This is a genomic window from Polaribacter uvawellassae, from assembly GCF_039748955.1.
GTDB classification, from domain to species: Bacteria; Bacteroidota; Bacteroidia; order Flavobacteriales; family Flavobacteriaceae; genus Polaribacter; species Polaribacter uvawellassae.
The window spans coordinates 198913-215810 of sequence record NZ_JBDIZN010000001.1; the positions used below are offsets into that span (position 1 = coordinate 198913).

General features: G+C 30.4%; 17 protein-coding genes. 6 read left to right on the forward strand and 11 right to left on the reverse strand.

From position 1 onward, the window contains the following. Positions 1-2 precede the first annotated feature (2 nt). From ABDX67_RS00935 to ABDX67_RS00945, 3 genes are read right to left on the reverse strand one after another with little or no spacing between them, the layout of a single operon-like run. Complete coding sequence (locus tag ABDX67_RS00935) at positions 3-575, reverse strand: sigma-70 family RNA polymerase sigma factor (protein ID WP_347172837.1); 573 nt, start codon at positions 573-575, stop codon at positions 3-5. A gap of 48 nt (positions 576-623) precedes the next feature. Then, positions 624-1565 carry a TolB family protein gene (locus ABDX67_RS00940; protein WP_347172839.1) on the reverse strand — a complete coding sequence of 314 codons (942 nt, stop codon included), beginning with the start codon at positions 1563-1565 and terminating at the stop codon, positions 624-626. A gap of 5 nt (positions 1566-1570) precedes the next feature. Further along, the gene (locus ABDX67_RS00945) at positions 1571-2050 is read right to left on the reverse strand and encodes a nuclear transport factor 2 family protein (RefSeq protein ID WP_347172840.1); all 480 of its coding nucleotides are present in this window, start codon (positions 2048-2050) and stop codon (positions 1571-1573) included. 147 nt (positions 2051-2197) lie between these two features. Here ABDX67_RS00945 and panB point away from each other — a divergent pair, with 147 nt between their 5' ends. The 4 genes from panB to ABDX67_RS00965 all read left to right on the forward strand — a co-directional run bounded on the left by panB (position 2198) and on the right by ABDX67_RS00965 (position 4732). Beyond that, a complete protein-coding gene (panB, locus tag ABDX67_RS00950; protein WP_347172842.1) occupies positions 2198-3016 on the forward strand; it encodes a 3-methyl-2-oxobutanoate hydroxymethyltransferase in 819 nt (272 codons plus the stop codon). Positions 3017-3083: 67 nt separating this feature from the next. Continuing rightward, positions 3084-4019: a 2-hydroxyacid dehydrogenase gene (locus ABDX67_RS00955; protein ID WP_347172844.1), complete on the forward strand. Its 936-nt coding sequence runs from the start codon at positions 3084-3086 to the stop codon at positions 4017-4019. An 11-nt stretch (positions 4020-4030) separates the two neighbouring features. Beyond that, positions 4031-4417, forward strand: a complete 387-nt coding sequence (locus ABDX67_RS00960) for a VOC family protein (protein ID WP_347172845.1) — start codon at positions 4031-4033, stop codon at positions 4415-4417. A gap of 33 nt (positions 4418-4450) precedes the next feature. Next, the gene (locus ABDX67_RS00965) at positions 4451-4732 is read left to right on the forward strand and encodes a TM2 domain-containing protein (protein ID WP_347172846.1); all 282 of its coding nucleotides are present in this window, start codon (positions 4451-4453) and stop codon (positions 4730-4732) included. A 66-nt stretch (positions 4733-4798) separates the two neighbouring features. On the opposite strand, the gene ABDX67_RS00970 is transcribed toward ABDX67_RS00965, so the two are convergent. The 5 genes from ABDX67_RS00970 to ABDX67_RS00990 form a co-directional block, all read right to left on the reverse strand. Next, on the reverse strand, positions 4799-5215 hold the full coding sequence (locus ABDX67_RS00970; protein WP_347172847.1) for a hypothetical protein: 417 nt from the start codon (positions 5213-5215) through the stop codon (positions 4799-4801). Between the two features lie 2 nt (positions 5216-5217). Next, the gene (locus tag ABDX67_RS00975; protein ID WP_347172848.1) at positions 5218-7809 is read right to left on the reverse strand and encodes a T9SS type A sorting domain-containing protein; all 2592 of its coding nucleotides are present in this window, start codon (positions 7807-7809) and stop codon (positions 5218-5220) included. Positions 7810-7912: 103 nt separating this feature from the next. Continuing rightward, positions 7913-9748 carry a GNAT family N-acyltransferase gene (locus tag ABDX67_RS00980; RefSeq protein ID WP_347172849.1) on the reverse strand — a complete coding sequence of 612 codons (1836 nt, stop codon included), beginning with the start codon at positions 9746-9748 and terminating at the stop codon, positions 7913-7915. A 41-nt stretch (positions 9749-9789) separates the two neighbouring features. Further along, positions 9790-11055, reverse strand: a complete 1266-nt coding sequence (locus ABDX67_RS00985) for an aspartate kinase (protein ID WP_347172850.1) — start codon at positions 11053-11055, stop codon at positions 9790-9792. After that, a complete protein-coding gene (locus ABDX67_RS00990) occupies positions 11055-11534 on the reverse strand; it encodes a GNAT family N-acetyltransferase (RefSeq protein ID WP_347172851.1) in 480 nt (159 codons plus the stop codon). Before ABDX67_RS00990 ends, ABDX67_RS00985 begins: the two co-directional genes overlap by 1 nt. Before the next feature lie 61 nt (positions 11535-11595). Between ABDX67_RS00990 and fbp the strand changes: the two genes are divergently transcribed. Together fbp and ABDX67_RS01000 are read left to right on the forward strand one after the other, a co-directional pair. After that, positions 11596-12618 (forward strand): class 1 fructose-bisphosphatase, encoded by a 1023-nt coding sequence (gene fbp, locus ABDX67_RS00995; RefSeq protein ID WP_347172852.1) that lies wholly within the window; start codon positions 11596-11598, stop codon positions 12616-12618. Positions 12619-12762: 144 nt separating this feature from the next. Beyond that, complete coding sequence (locus ABDX67_RS01000) at positions 12763-13371, forward strand: superoxide dismutase (RefSeq protein WP_347172853.1); 609 nt, start codon at positions 12763-12765, stop codon at positions 13369-13371. A 64-nt stretch (positions 13372-13435) separates the two neighbouring features. On the opposite strand, the gene ABDX67_RS01005 is transcribed toward ABDX67_RS01000, so the two are convergent. From ABDX67_RS01005 to ABDX67_RS01015, 3 genes are all read right to left on the reverse strand, one after another. Next, positions 13436-14389, reverse strand: coding sequence for a M48 family metallopeptidase (locus ABDX67_RS01005; RefSeq protein ID WP_347172855.1), 954 nt, complete (start codon positions 14387-14389; stop codon positions 13436-13438). Positions 14390-14392: 3 nt separating this feature from the next. After that, positions 14393-14956: a LemA family protein gene (locus ABDX67_RS01010; RefSeq protein ID WP_347172857.1), complete on the reverse strand. Its 564-nt coding sequence runs from the start codon at positions 14954-14956 to the stop codon at positions 14393-14395. A 126-nt stretch (positions 14957-15082) separates the two neighbouring features. Then, positions 15083-16858 (reverse strand): hypothetical protein, encoded by a 1776-nt coding sequence (locus ABDX67_RS01015; protein WP_347172858.1) that lies wholly within the window; start codon positions 16856-16858, stop codon positions 15083-15085. Between the last annotated feature and the right edge of the window lie 40 nt (positions 16859-16898).

The window sequence follows — 16898 nt, forward strand, 5'->3', positions numbered from 1 at the left end:
TATTAACTGTTAAACCAATTATCTTCCATACATTTTCTAAGCTGAGTTCTTGCTCTGTGAATGATAACCCACAGATTTGACGCAGTTATATTTAACTCCTTACAGATTTCTTCTGTTTCAAATTCTTGAATTGTTTTCATTCTAAAAACCAGCGCGTATTTTTCTGGTAACTTATCGATACATTGATCTATTGCAGATTTTAATTCTGCTGATTCTATCATTTTATCAGCATCATTACCCCAAGTTTGTGGAACTCGTTCTTCAATCCATCTTCCTTCATTATCACTGTCTTCGTAAAAATTCATTCTAACTTCGGCTTTTCCTTTTTTAGAATTTATTTTACGATAATAATCTATTACTTTACGTTTTAAAATTGCAATTAACCAAGTTCTTTCTGCAGCTTTTCCTTCAAAATTTTTGGCTGATTTTAATCCTGCAAAAAAAGTTTCTTGGACTAAATCTTTTGCGATATCGCTATTATTTACACGAACAACCGCGTAATTAAATAAATAATCTGCGTATTTATCAATCCATGTATTTGGATCTAAAGTATGTTTTTTGGTGTTTTCTGACATTCTAATTTCTGAACATCAAAGATATTCAATTTTACACGAGTATGTATTCTAATCTTTTTTTCTTTCTAAGATCGTTGAAATATCAACACTGTAAAGTCTTCCTAATCCATTAGGTTCAAATTTTAAAATCTGTTTAAGTTCTTCAATGTTTTTTTGAGTTGGAAAAGATTTTTTGAGTGTAGTTTTTTCACTTGTAAAATATAATGTGTTGGTTTTTATATCTACAAACGGACAATAATCAATTTTATGAGAATTAATATCTTTCCCTAAACTTTTTGCAGTTGTCCAGTTATTATTTTGGTCTTTATAACTAATGTATAAATCTCCGCCACCCAAATCATCTTTTCTACCATAAGATGTAAAAATTATAAAAGATTCGTCTGGAGCAACAAAAGCATTAAACTCGTATTTTTCAGTGTTAACACCAGCACTTAAAGAAACTGGTTTTGTATACATTCCGTTAACAAATCTACTTACATAAATATCTTCTTTTCCTTTCGAATTTTTATATTCAGCAGTAAAAAATAAATCTCCTTTGGCAGTAACAGAAGGATAATATTCATTTGCGCTTGTGTTAATTATTGCGCCAACATTTTTAGGTTCTGACCATTTACTTGCCAAAGAAACTCTTTCTACATACCAAATATCTATATCTTTTTTTGATTCTTTAGCCGTATTATTGATTCGATTAGAAGCAAAAAATAATTTTAATCCGTTTGGAGAAAGAAAAGGTTCTAAATCTTTGTACATACCAGAAAAAGAAGCAACAGCTGGTTGTGACCATTGATTATTCACTTTTTTTATAAAAGCGATATAAGAATATTCTTTCTTATAACTATCTACTGTAAAATAAATCTCATCTTGATTTGTGGTCATTGCAAAATCTCTAACTTGTGGAAATTCTTTAAGTATTTCTGGAAATGCCATCTTAATATTTTGAGAAGAAACAGTTATAGAAAGCAATAAAAAAAATGTGATTATTATTTTCATTAATGTTATTTTTTAGAAATTTTACAATCGGTTTTTTTTCGTGTATCTATCAAATAAATGATTTTCCAATTACCATTATTATTAAAAAGTTGAAAAGAATTTGCACCACAATGACTAAATTTTTCGTTTACATAAAATTCGTAAGGCGTCCAAACTGAAGCTAAATTTCCATCAATATGAATTGTATAGGAAAGTATTTTCTCAAAATAATTATCAGTTGGTTTTATGTTTTTAGCAAAATTTATTAAATTTTTATACGCCTTAGAGGATGGACTTAAGATATTTTCTCCTTTAGCATTTACAAGTGTGGTTTGAGCATATAAATCTTTATGAATTGTTTTCTTTAAAAGTAAAGTGTCTCCTTTATGAAATCCTTTAAAAAAGTTTTGAATGGTTGTTCTAACTGCTTCTTTTTCGTTCTGACTTTGGGCGTTGGTAGAAAAAATAAATGTTAGTAAAAGTAAAAATGTAATTCCTCTTTTCATCTTTATTCTGATTATGTTTAGTAAAACTATTGATTTGCCAAGGTATAAAAAATACTTTTTAAAAGATTAACAGTAGATTAACAACAACAAAAAAGAAAACTCGAACAAAATAAATGTGTATTTTTACCACTGCTAAAACCATAGAAAATGTCTGTTGCAAAAAAACAATATAAAAGAGTTACCACAAAATCATTAGTAGAAATGAAAGCTAATGGTCAAAAAATATCAATGCTAACTGCATACGATTATACCATGGCAAAAATTGTTGATGGCGCAGGAATTGACGTAATTTTAGTTGGCGATTCTGCATCAAATGTAATGGCTGGTCATGAAACCACATTGCCAATTACGTTAGATCAAATGATTTATCACGCAAGTTCTGTAGTTAGAGGAATTGAACGTAGTTTGGTGGTTGTAGATTTACCTTTTGGTAGTTATCAATCAGATCCAAAAGAAGCGTTGCGTTCTGCGATTAGAATTATGAAAGAATCTGGCGGACATTCAGTAAAACTTGAAGGTGGAAAAGAAATAAAAGAATCTATCAAACGTATTTTAAATGCCGGAATTCCGGTAATGGGCCATTTAGGTTTAACACCTCAATCTATTTATAAATTCGGAACTTACACAGTAAGAGCAAAGGAAGAAGAAGAAGCAGAAAAACTATTAGAAGATGCTTTATTATTAGAACGCATCGGTTGTTTTGCAATTGTTTTAGAAAAAGTTCCTGCAAAATTAGCTCAAAAAATTGCCGAAAGTATTTCAATTCCTGTAATTGGAATTGGTGCTGGTGGCGGAGTTGACGGTCAAGTATTAGTAACACATGATATGTTAGGAATGACACACGAATTTAATCCGCGTTTTTTACGTAGATATTCTGATTTGTATGATGAAATGACTTCTGCTTTTAAACAATACAATACGGATGTTAAAAGTAAAGATTTTCCTAATGAAAGTGAGCAATATTAGTTAGGATTATTGTCATTCCTGCGTAGGCAGGAATGACAGAACGTTTTAAAATAGTAATATTCTAATCATGAAAATTCTACACTTAGATTCTAATCATCCATTATTATTAAACCAACTTAACGAGTTGGGTTTTACAAATGATGAAGATTATTCGTCTTCAAAAGATAAAATTGAATCGAAAATTCATTTATATGATGGTATTATCATCCGAAGTAGATTTTCTATTGATAAAACATTTCTTGACAAAGCAACGAACCTAAAGTTTATTGGTAGAGTTGGCGCAGGGTTAGAAAATATTGATTGCGAATATGCAGAACAAAAAAATATCCATTTAATTTCTGCTCCAGAAGGAAATAGAAATGCTGTTGGAGAACATGCATTAGGATTGTTACTTTCTTTATTTAACAAACTAAACAAAGCCGATAACGAGGTTAGAAACGGAAAATGGTTGCGTGAAGAAAATCGTGGAATTGAATTAGATGGAAAAACGGTTGGATTGATCGGTTATGGAAATATGGGAAAATCTTTCGCAAAAAAATTGAAAGGTTTTGACGTAGAAGTTTTGTGTTATGATATCAAACCCAATGTTGGCGATGAAAATTGCACACAAGTTTCACTTGAAGAATTGCAAGATAAAGTTGATGTGTTAAGTTTGCATACTCCGCAAACTAAGTTAACAACAAACATGGTAGATGCCAATTTTATCAATCTGTTTAAAAAACCATTTTGGCTTATAAATACTGCGAGAGGAAAATCGGTTGTGACCAAAGATTTGGTTGAAGGGTTAAAAACAGGAAAAATTTTAGGCGCAGGTTTAGATGTGTTAGAATACGAAAAAGCATCTTTCGAGAATTTATTTACAACAGAAATGCCAGCAGCCTTTAAATATTTAATTGCGGCAGAAAATGTGGTTTTAAGTCCGCATGTGGCGGGTTGGACGATTGAAAGCAATCAAAAATTAGCACAAACTATTGTAGATAAAATTAAACTGAAGTTTCACTAAAATACACGATTATGAAAAAAAGAGTAACCGGAATTGGCGGATTGTTTTTTAAAACAGCAAATCCAAAAGCTACTAAAGATTGGTATAAAAATCATTTAGGTTTTAATACAGATGATTGGGGATGTACTTTTTGGTGGAAAGATGAAAACGGAAATAAATGCTCTACACAATGGAGTCCGTTTACAAAAGAATCCACGTATTTTGAGCCTTCAAAAAAAGACTTTATGTTTAATTATAGAGTTGAAAACTTAGTTGAGTTATTGGAAGAATTAAAAAAAGAAGGTGTTACTGTTATTGATAAAGTTGAAGAATATGACTATGGAAAATTTGGTTGGATTGTAGATTTAGACGGAAATAAAATTGAGCTTTGGGAACCAAAAGACGCTGCTTTTTTGTAGTTTTATATTATCAACCAATTTAAATAATACACAATGGAAATACTTGACGAAAACGGAAATAGAATACAAAAACAAGAAAGCAAAAGAGTAATTAGTGGAATTTTAGGAATTATTTTAGGTTCTCTTGGGATACATAAATTTGTTTTAGGATATACAACTGAAGGAATTGTTATGTTGTTATTATCCGTTGTTACTTGTGGAATTGGAGCTTGGTTAATGGGATTAATTGGTTTAATTGAAGGGATTATTTACCTAACAAAATCAGATGAAGAATTTATTCAAGTGTATCAAGAAAACAAAAAAGGTTGGTTTTAAATTAATCTTTTAAATTCATTAAAAAAAGCCAAACAAAATTGTTTGGCTTTTTATTTTATTTAAAAATTATCGAGCACGAAATGGCGCTTTTGTAATAATATTTGCGGTTTTCTTTTCCACTTTATCATTACTTAAAATATAAATAGTAATCTTTTCGGTATCATCAATTCCTTTAATGTTTTTTACTTTAAAACTTAAAGTATATTTTCCTTTTTTCAACAAATTAGCACTACTAATAGAGCTTTTTGTCTTTTCGTTGTAAAGAGAAAACTCTTTAATTTTGTTAGTATCATTTAATTCAACTTTATCAATTTTAAAATCATATAAGCTTTCAAAACTGATTTCATAACCCACAAACGGAGAAGCACTAGCAATTCCTGGGTAATTAATCCTTTTTTCTGATGAATTAATTGTGAGTGTTTTTTGACTACAACTTAACAGGCTAATACTAAAAATTAGAAAAATATATTTTGTGAATTTCATATTTATTTATTTGAAACTAAAAACTTAACCGTTGGAAAAACTATTCCGTCTTTATATGCTTTTAACATATAAATTCCTGTTTGTAATTTAGAAACATTAATTGTGCCAGAATTTGAATCTTTATTTCCTTGGGCAACAACACCTCCTAAAACATTATAAATTTTATATTCAAAATTTGCGTTTGCTTGCTCTACTTTAAAGTTTAATTTTCCGTCTAAAACTGGACTTGGATATGCAGAAAAAGGTGAAACATTTAATGCTGTTTTTTCAATCCCTAAAGTACTGTTTGCAATATTAATATGCCATAAGCCTCTACCAAAAGTTGCCGCAACTAATTTGTCTTCTGTATAATTAATATCAATATCATTTACAATTACATTTGGTAATGAAGTTCCTAATTTTTTCCAATTTCCTGTTCCGTATTTAGAATACACACCTAATTCTGTAGCAACAAATAAAATTTCGATTCCTGCATTTTGTTTCAACACTACTTCTTTCATCACAATATTTGGTAAGCCTGTAGAAATATTTGTCCAAGTTGCTCCGCTATCTGTAGATTTAAACACTTTATTACCGTCAGAATATCCAGAAACAGTAGCATACAATGTTGCCATATTGGCTTGGTCAAAATCAACAGCGTTAATTGCTTCTCCAGCAGGATTTGTAATAGCTGTCCAAGTAGTTCCAGAATTTATAGATAATTTTGATGCAGTTTCTCCAACCACAGCAATTCCCGAACCATGCGTAGAAATTTTAGTAATTTGACCAGCACCAGAGTTTAAGTTTACAGCATTTGTAATGCTTGTTCCTAAATCTGCCGCTGCATTTGGATCTATAATTTTATAAACATCATCACCACCAGCAAATAAAATTGTTGGATCTGTTGTATGAATTTCTAACGGCCAAACAAAAGCTGCTCCAGTAATTGTACCAAATGTATCTCCTTGATAATTTCCAGAAAAACCAGCACTTGCCTTTGTTAAACCACCATTTTGGCTTCCTAAATACCTAATTGAAGGATTGTTATAATTGATAACGGCGCTAATTCCATCTCCTGCAGAAGCTGCAATCCATTGCATAGAACCATTGTGCATCTCTTTACTAAAACCATCGTTATCTTGATTTGCGGTTACATAATTACCTGTTGATAAATTTGGAGTAATAGCAACATCATACAGTTGAGTAACAACAACTCCATTAGATTTATAAGTAATGGTTGGTTTTGTGTCATTTATTGAACTGTAATTTATAAAACTTAAACCACCATCGTTAACACTCCAAAACTCATATTGACCGTCTAATAATCCCAATCCATGATGATCTGAATGTATATAAGTACCATCATCTGCTTGTCCTGTCCAATATCCATTTAAAGAACGATGCCAAGTAGCGCCATTATTTGTAGATGTTTGTCCATTAAACTCTCCCGTTACTAATAAATTATCTTTAAATAGTAATGCTTGATTATAGCCATATTGTGAGTTATATCCACCAGGTTTTACGCCTATATTAGAAAAAGATTTGGTTCCAATATCAAATACTTTAACCTGACCACTTTCATCTTGCGCATAAAATTTATCATCTGATCCAACTGTTAAAGCGTGCTTATCTGTATTATTTGTAGCGGCTGTGTAAACTGAAGTCCAAGTTGCCCCAGAATCGGATGAAAATATTATTTCAAAAGCTCCAGAATACATAATGTTTGTTCCTGTAAAAGCGACTCTTCCAAAATCAGCTCCATTATATCCAATGTCAAAAATATTGGTCCAGTTTGCACCTCCATCGCTAGATTTTTTAATGTATTGGCTATCTCCTACAATAATTGTATTGTCATCATAAACCACCAATTGTCCTAAGGTTTTTTGTTCAGATAATGCATGACTTAATCCTGTTGAAACAAAAGTATCTCCACCATCAGTTGATTTTAATACTCCAATAGATTTTACTTGACCACCATCATAATCTCCTGTTGAAACATAAATTGGTTTACTTGTATAATTCGCAAATGTGGTTGATGAAGCAGTTTTAATATCTGTGATTCCAATACCAGCAACAATATCTAATTTTGCACTCCAAGTTGTTCCGTTATCAGTAGATTTCCATAAACCTCCTGTTGGTGATCCAACAAACAATACATCTAAGTTTCTATCTGTAGGATGTTTAATTCTTAAAAATGTGTTTAATCTTCCTAATTGTGGGAAATTTGGATATCCATTAGGATCTGGATTATTTTGTGGACCAATATCAATCCACGATTCTACCGAAGCTTTTTTTTGCATTCTTGGCGCAATAATTTTTCCTTTAGCATCAATAATTCCGGCATTAAAATAGCCTAAAGTTTCGCTAGGAAAATTTCCATTTACATCAACTCTATCTTTCCAATAATACGCCCATCTTTCAAACTGTTTTTTTTGTTTTTTGTCTTTAAGCGCAAAAGCTGATTTACGTTTTAAATTTTCAAAATGTGCTCTAGTGTTTTTTACGATTTCATAATAATTAGCACCTTTTTCTGTTGTCTTTTGTTTATAATTTACTTGTGCCGAAATAGAAAATTGGCAAAATAAAATAATAAGTAGTAGCGTAATTTTTTTCATGATTAAGTTTTTTTAGTTGCCTAAAAATAGTCTATTTAAATTAGTAATCAGGTAATTACGGAAACAAAGTACTACGTAGTAGTACTAGTGTTTTCAAAAAAAATTAATTATGTGAAGTGTTTTCAGCTTTTTGTTGCTCTTGAAATTCTGTAGCTTTACGCTCTAATTCTGCTTGAAATTCTTCCATAACAGGCTTTACTGTACTTTCTGGTAAGTCAGAAACTCTAATATACATTAGCCCATCAACGGCGTTATTGAATTTTGGGTCTACATTAAATGCTACTAAACGCGCATTCTGTTTTACATACTTTTTAATTAACACCGGAATTCTTAATGCTCCAGGTTCAATTTCGTCGATAATTTTATCAAATTTCTGCATGTCTGCTTTAGTTGCATCAAACACAAAATCTTTATCATCGTCTTTTAATTTTACTTTATAATCTTTCTTAGGGAAGATATATTGAGCAATATATGGATCGTAATAATGAGATTTCATAAACTCAATCATTAACGATTTTGAAAACTCAGAAAATTGATTGCTAATACTAACGCCGCCCATTAAATATTTATATTCTGGGTATCTTAAAGTAACATGTACAATTCCTTTCCAAAGTAAAAATAATGGCATTGGTTTTTGCTGATATTCTTTCACAATAAAAGCCCGTCCCATTTCTATGGTATTTTCCATCATTGAATACAACTCAGGTTCAAAACGAAATAATGTATGAATATAAAAACCTGCAATTCCATATTTTTTATAAATATCTTTTCCAAGTCCCATGCGATAAGCTCCAACCAGCATATTTGCTTCTCTGTCCCACAATATTAAATGGTGATAATATTTATCAAACTTATCTAAATCGATAGATTTATTAGTTCCTTCGCCAACATCTCTAAAAGTAATTTCTCTTAAACGACCTATTTCTTGTAATACATTTGGAATCTCTTTTGCACTCGCAAAAAACACTTCATAGTTTTTACTTTCTAATAATCTTTTATCGTTTTCTCTAAGTTTTTCAATTTCTTTGATAAAATATCTAACATTTTTTTGAGAAATAATTTCCTTTGGTGGTTTTGGTATTTTTAGGTTTTGAGTAGAAAGAATTTTTGGCGCTTTTTTCTCAAACGGGTTGGCAAGCATGTAGGTTTTCTTTCTAATAAATTCATAGAAAGAAGGAATATCTTCATAAGAATCTTGATCTTTTACAGAGATTGGTTTTCCTATTCTTACTTTAATAACTCGGTGTTTCTGTGACAGTAATTCTGATGGTAATTTTGCTGTTCTAAACGTATCGCTAATTTTAGACAACACATAAAACATTTTACTGTTTTTTGCATGAAAATAAATTGGAATTACAGGAACTTGTGCTTTTTTTATCAACCTAACAGCGCCTTCTTCCCAAGGTTTATCAACCATTAATTTTCCATCTCTATAAGTAGAAACTTCTCCGGCAGGAAAAATCCCTAACGGGTTTCCATCTCTTAAATGCACTAAAGCACTTTTTATTCCTGCAACACTAGATTTTGCATCCTTGTGCGTTTCAAAAGGATTTACTGGCATTACAAAAGGCTTTAACGGCTCTATTCTGTGTAATAAAAAGTTGGCAATTATTTTAAAATCTGGTCTTTCTTGAAGTAATAATTTTAACAATAAAATTCCGTCAATTCCTCCTAAAGGATGGTTTGAAATCGTAATAAATGGTCCTGTTTTTGGAATTCTTTTTAAATCTTCTTCCGGAATTTCAAATTCAATTTGAAAATCTCCTAAAATTCCGTTTAAAAAATCTAAATCTTTTTTGTGCTTGTGTTTGCTGTAAATTCTGTTAATAGTAGATATGCTTAAAAGCCTCATTAATAGCCACCCAACAAAGGTTCCTAAAAACCCATATTTGGACACTCCCAAAACATTTGCAATTTCTTTAGATGTTACTAAACTCATTCGTTAAAAATTGACATAACCACAAACTTACTGTAAAAATATTAGTTGTCATAACTATTTTTTTCATCAATAATTAGCTGAACCGTTTCTCTGCTAATTTGTTTTAATAATAAAATCCCTCTTTTCTCTATTTCTTTTATCGATTTTGAATCGAAATGTCTGATAGTAAACATGGTAACATTTTCGTTATACCATATTTTAAAACTTGGTTTCAATTCGTTATAAAACGATGTAAAATTAGAATAATTATCTTCTATACAAACCGAAAAACTAATTGCTGAGTTTTGAATTAAGTTTACTTTTATTTTATGTTGATGCAATAAATCAAAAATATAACTCAAGTTTTTTTCTACCATAAAAGAAAAATCTTTTGCTGAAATAGACACCAATATTTGATTTTTCTTTACAATAAAACAGCTCGTTTTTGGTACTAACTGAACCCCTTTACTCACTTTTGTTCCATTATTTTCTAAATTATAAAACGAGCGAACATACAACGGAATTCTCTTATTTTCTAAAGGTTTTATTGTTTTTGGATGAATTACAGATGCGCCATAAAAAGCCATTTCAATTGCTTCTTGATACGAGATTTGTTTTAGCAAAGTTGTATTTTCAAAAACTCGTGGATCTGCATTTAAAACTCCATCAACATCTTTCCAAATTGTAACACTTTCTGCATCTAAACAATAAGCTAAAATCCCTGCAGTAAAATCAGAACCTTCTCTACCTAAAGTGGTAGTATTTCCTTTTAAATCTTGACTAATAAACCCTTGTATTATATATAATTCTTGTTGATTTAGGTTATTACAATTCATTTGAGTTTCTTCCCAATTTACCGCTGCATTTCTAAAATTAGAATCTGTTTTAATAATATTTCTACTATCTAGCCAAGTATTTTTGATTCCGGATTCTTGTAAAAAGACACTAACAATTTTTGTAGCAATTAATTCGCCAAAACAAACTGTTTGGTCGTACACATAATTGTATTCTTTTATAGAATTCTGAATTAAAAAACCTTGTAGTTTTCCAAATAATTGATTTATTTCTTGGTAAATAGCATGGTCGCTTTCAAATAAATCATCTAAAATTTCTTGATGAAAATCTTGAATTTCGTTGATTGTATTTTTTAATTCTTTGGTGTTATTTAAGTAAGCGTCAACCACTTTTTCAAAAGCATTTGTCATTTTTCCCATTGCAGAAACCACAACAAATGTATTTTTAGTTCCTTCGTGTTCTAACACCCGAACTAAATTTTTAACGCCTGTTGCATTTTTAACAGAAGCTCCACCAAACTTAAAAATTCTCATTACTGTTTTTCTATAAACTTTTTTAATGCATCTTCTCTCATGTGTACAACTTGCCAATCGTCTAAAACTGTTGCTCCAGTACTTTTGTAAAAATCAATGGCATTTTTATTCCAATTTAACACATCCCAAACAACTCTTTTTGCTCCTAAATCATACGCATATTTTAAAATAGCTGTGTACAAAGCGATTCCAACTCCAAGTCCTCTTTTTTGTTCGGTAACAATTAAATCTTCTAAATGTATAACACGACCTTTCCATGTAGAGTATCTTTCATAAAACAACGCTGTTCCAATAATTTCATTATTCTCTTCAGCAACAAATGTCATAAATTTTGGAGATTCAGAAAATCCGTCTTTAATTAAATCAACTTCTGTTACTTCTACTTCGTTGGGTAATTTTTCAAACTCAGCAAGTTCTTTTATCAACCTCAACACATTTTTCATGTCTTCTTTTTGCCCTTTTCTAATGATAAAACTCATAATATTTATTTAAGTAACGCAAATTTAAACGATATTTGTAGACCATTTACAAATAATTGACATGAATCAAGCTCACAGAACTCTCGGGGAATTTATCATCGAGAATCAAATGCATTTTAAATATTCTTCAGGAGAATTATCTAGAATTATTAACTCGATACGTTTGGCTGCAAAAGTAGTAAATCATGAAATCAGAAAAGCTGGTTTGGTTGATATTACTGGAGCTGCAGGAGATATTAATGTACAAGGAGAAGCACAACAAAAGTTAGATGTTTTAGCAAACGACTTGTTTAAACAAACCATTATTAATAGAGAAATAGTTTGCGGAATTGCAAGCGAAGAAGAAGATGATTTTGTGGTTGTTGAGGGAAGAAATAAAACAAATGAGAACAAATATGTGCTTTTGATGGATCCTTTAGATGGTTCTTCTAATATTGATGTAAACATTTCTGTTGGAACTATTTTTTCTATTTACAGAAGAATTTCTCCGACTGGAACTCCAGCCACAAAAGAAGATTTTTTACAAAAAGGAAGCGAACAAGTTGCTGCTGGTTATGTAGCTTACGGAACCTCTACAATGATTGTTTTTTCAACCGGAAAAGGTGTAAACGGATTTACGTTAAACCCTGCAATAGGAACCTTTTATTTATCGCATCCAAACATAACATTTCCAGAAATTGGACAAATTTATTCTATAAACGAAGGAAATTATGTGCACTTCCCAAAAGGGGTAAAAGAATATTTAAAATATTGTCAAGAAGAAAATGAAAATCGCCCTTATACTTCTAGATATATTGGATCTTTAGTTTCAGATTTTCATAGAAATATGCTAAAAGGCGGAATTTATTTATATCCAACAAGTAAAATTGGGCCGAAAGGAAAATTGCGTTTGTTATACGAATGTAATCCAATGGCTTTTTTAGCTGAACAAGCAAAAGGGAAAGCTTCTGATGGTTATAAACGAATTTTAGATTTAGAACCCACAGAATTGCATCAACGAGTTCCGTTTTTCTGTGGATGTACAGAAATGGTTGAAAAAGCAGAAGAATTTATGGCTAAATATCCTGAAGATGCAAATTATTAATCTATCAATTTTATTGATACTTCTATAAAAAATCAAAACCAAGATGAGTTGTTTTACACAGGTTTTTAAGTTAAGTTTGTGAAGGCAAAATATCAGTATTAAGCTGATAAAACAATAATTTTAATCATTTAAAAACATATAATTATGGCTTTTCAATTACCAGAATTAGGATACGCTTATGATGCGTTAGAACCACATATTGATGCTAGAACTATGGAGATTCACCATAGCAAACATCACAACGGATACACAAACAACTTAAACAATGCAATTGCAGGAACTGATTTAGAAGGAAAATCTATTGAAGATATTTTAGGTAACTTAGATATGAACAATAAAGCTGTTAGAAATAATGGTGGTGGGTATTTTAACCACTCTTTATTTTGGTCTGTAATGAACCCTGAAGATAGAGGTTATTTATCTGGAGAATTAAAAGATGCTATTGAAGCTGAATTTGGTTCTAAAGATGCTTTTATTGAAGCTTTTTCTAAAGCTGCTGCAACTCAGTTTGGCTCTGGTTGGGCTTGGTTATGTGTTCATAAAGGCGGAAAAGTTTCTGTTTGCTCTACCCCAAATCAAGATAATTCTTTAATGCCAAATACTGGTTGCGGAGGAACTCCAATTTTAGGATTAGATGTTTGGGAACACGCATATTATTTAAACTACCAAAACAGAAGACCAGATTATATCAATGCATTTTTTAATGTAATTAACTGGAACGAAGTTGAAAGACGTTACGCTGCAGCAAAATAAAAACATATTGCTTTTAGTGTTTTATAATAAAAAAAACCCGAAGAAAATTCTTCGGGTTTTTTTATTAAAATTGTTCTAATAGTTGAATACGTTTATCAATTGGTGGATGCGTAGCAAACATTCCTGTAAATGCACTTAAAAACGATTTATCTTCTTTTTTCTTCGTTGGATGATCTATAAACATTTGTGCTATATCATCTCTTTTTACAGCTTCAATCCATGGATCTTTAGATATTTTTCGTAATGCATTTGCCAATGCTAATGGCTTTTTTGTCATTTCTGCAGCTCCGGCATCGGCCAAATATTCTCTTTTTCTTGATAAAGAAAATCTGAAAAAGGATGATAAAAGAAGCCCGAAAATACCCAAACCTATAATAATAAGAATAATAGCACCGCTTTCTTTTTTGTTCCCTCGTCCTCCAAATCGGATAGATCGAATTGCCATTTCTGCAACAAAAGAGAAAATTCCGACAAAAATAATTGAAATAATTAATAAACGAACATCTCTATTAAGGATATGCGTTAATTCGTGCGCAATTACACCTTCTAATTCATCATCATCTAATTTATCAATAATACCTCTAGAAAGCGTTACGGCAAAAGTAGCATCACTTAAACCACTTGCAAAAGCATTAAGAGAATCATCTTCTATAATGTACAACTTAGGCATTTTCATTCCTCTAGAAATACAAAGGTTTTCCGTTAAATTATATACACGTTTGTTATGGATGCGCTCTAATGGTTTTGATCCTGTAGCTTTTCTTATAATAGATGAATGTGAAAACCAAGCAATTAAAAACCACACTAAAACTGCAATAGTTACAAAAGGAACTGTTGATATAAAACCTTGATGAACATCAGAAATGCTAAATGTTGATTTATCATCAATTAAATAATAATTTATTAAAAAAAAGAAAAGCCAAACTAGCCCCAACAACAATATTGGAAAGGCGATGAGCAATACAACAGATTTAACGTTATTCTTGCTTATTTGAGATTGTAATCCTACATATTTCATGTATTAAAAACTAATCTTTGGAGCTTCGTCTAATTTTTCTCTATTTGCTGTTCCTAAATCAAACATGGTTTCTTTTTTAAAGTTAAACATACCTGCAATAATATTTGAAGGAAATGTTTCAACAGCATTATTGTACTCTTTTGTAGCTGAATTAAAGAATCTTCTAACAGCAGATAATTTATTTTCTATATCAGAAATTTCTTCTTGAAATTGTATAAAATTAGCACTTGCTTTTAAATCTGGATATGCTTCAACTGCAATATTTAAACCACTTAACGCAGAACTAAGTTGATTTTCTGCGGCTATTTTTTCATTTATTGTTGATGCGTTTAAAGCTCCAGACCTTGCAGCTGTAATGTTGGTTAATACTTTTTCTTCATGATTCATATATCCTTTTACAGTTTCTAATAACTGCGGAATTAAATCGTGACGTTGCTTTAATTGAACATCAATATCTGCAAAAGCATTTTCTCTATTATTACGGAATTTTACAAGTTTATTGTATAAAGACACAAGTATAAATAGTACAATTACTATTATTGCGATGATGATAATTGTTGTTGACATATTAATTATTGTTTTAGTTATCCAAATATAATTGATTATTTTCTATTAATCAATTTAGGTTTTAATTTATAAAAATTAAAAAGCATCCTAAAATTAGGACGCTTTTTAAAGTTTTTCTATGGTTTCTTACTCCATTCTTTCTTTCCAAATTCTATGATATGCAGGATTTGCTTTTTCTCCGTTTTTAAGTTCTTGTATTGCTAATTTAAAGGCATTAAAAAGCTCATCTCCTTTAATTATTTTATAAACTGCATCTTCTGGACCACCACCTAAAGCATTATATTTACCAGCTTCATCTAATGGTTTTGCTTTTGTAGAAAAATCCATTTGAAAATATTGACCAGCCATTCTATAATTAACATTTGGAGAAAATGCAACAATTTTAACTACAGGATTTAATCCTGCAGTTTCTATATCAAAATCTAAATCTACAGTAACTGCTATAAGTCCGTCTAAATTTAATTGTTGAATAATTTTTTCATTTGTATAATCTGCAGGAAAAGTTGTTTTAATATCTCTAATATAGTCGAAAGTGCCAGTTCTTATCAATCTTTTAGTTCCGTATGCCCCTTTTTCAATAAACGTACTTGTAACTGTATCTAAAACTGGTTTCATGTCTGCATAAGCTTTTGTGTTTATTACATCATTTACAGAAACTACATTAACTCCTACCTCATTTAACTTATTTTTAAACTCGTCATATAAATTATTTACAAAAGCTTGCCAAGTATCGTCTGTTAACTGTGGAAACCATTTTTTAATAGTAGTTGTGGTGGTGGTTATTGTATTCGCATTATAATCTGTTTTTGTTGACTCGGTTGTTTTTTTCTTAAATAAATTTCCTCTTACAACAAATGATGAAATACCAACATTCTTCATTATATCAACCGGAGGATGCGTGTATGGATTTCCCTTAATAATATTAACATTATACTCGCCTTCTACAGTTCTAAACTTACCTGCTGCATTTGTATTTTTATCTTTACTAAGAGAGTTTGAAATAACATTTCCTCCAACAATATCTCCTTCTACTAATATTGGTGTAAAATCAGAAAATGCAGCTGTTTTTTGAATAACGCCAACATCTGTATTGTAAATCATTTCGTGCTTAACTCTTGTAACTGATAAAGTGTTTTTCTTTACAATTGGTAATGGCGAATTTTCGAAATTTTTAAAAGATTCTTTCGGAATAACAATTGTATTTGTTGCTTTTGATGGAAACAAATTTGAATTTACTTTTAAGCTCATTGCACTAATAACAATATCTACATATAATTCAGAATCTGGATCTGCATCTCCTCCTTTTAATTCAATTACAACATCTTTTGTTCCGTCTATAATAATATCTCCTCCTTTTTTTACTCCATTAACAGAAACAATCTCTAAAGGTGCTATTGGTTCTAAAACAACAGTTACTTTATCTCCAGAAGAACTTGTTACTTCTACAGTTTGTGTTCCTCTTTTATCCGCAGGAAAACCTTGAAAATATGTTCCCATTCCAGCTTTTTCTAACTTTGTACCATTAAGCTTTACATCGCCATCTGTATCTGTAAAACCAATACCTTCATAATTAAAAAACACAAGTGAAACTCCATCTCCACAAGTTTCCCAACCAGGAGTTTTAGTTGCAAAATCTAATTGACTTTGTGGAATTAAACTCGAAGCGTAATTAATTCCTAAAGCAATATCTTTTAAATCAGATTTTGGTTTTGCTTTTAGAAGACCACCAGCAAGCTTCGAAATTATTTTCATTGGCTTAAGTTTATTAAGAAAACTTGGTTTATAAACATATCCACATTTATATACTTTTGCTTCTTTTTTCTTTAAAAAAGATTGAGCATTTGCTGGCAAAAATGCAACCAACATAATTGCTAATAATATTCTGTTTTTAGAGTTTTTCATTTTAAATTTTTAAAAAGATTGTTTAAACAAAAATAGCGTG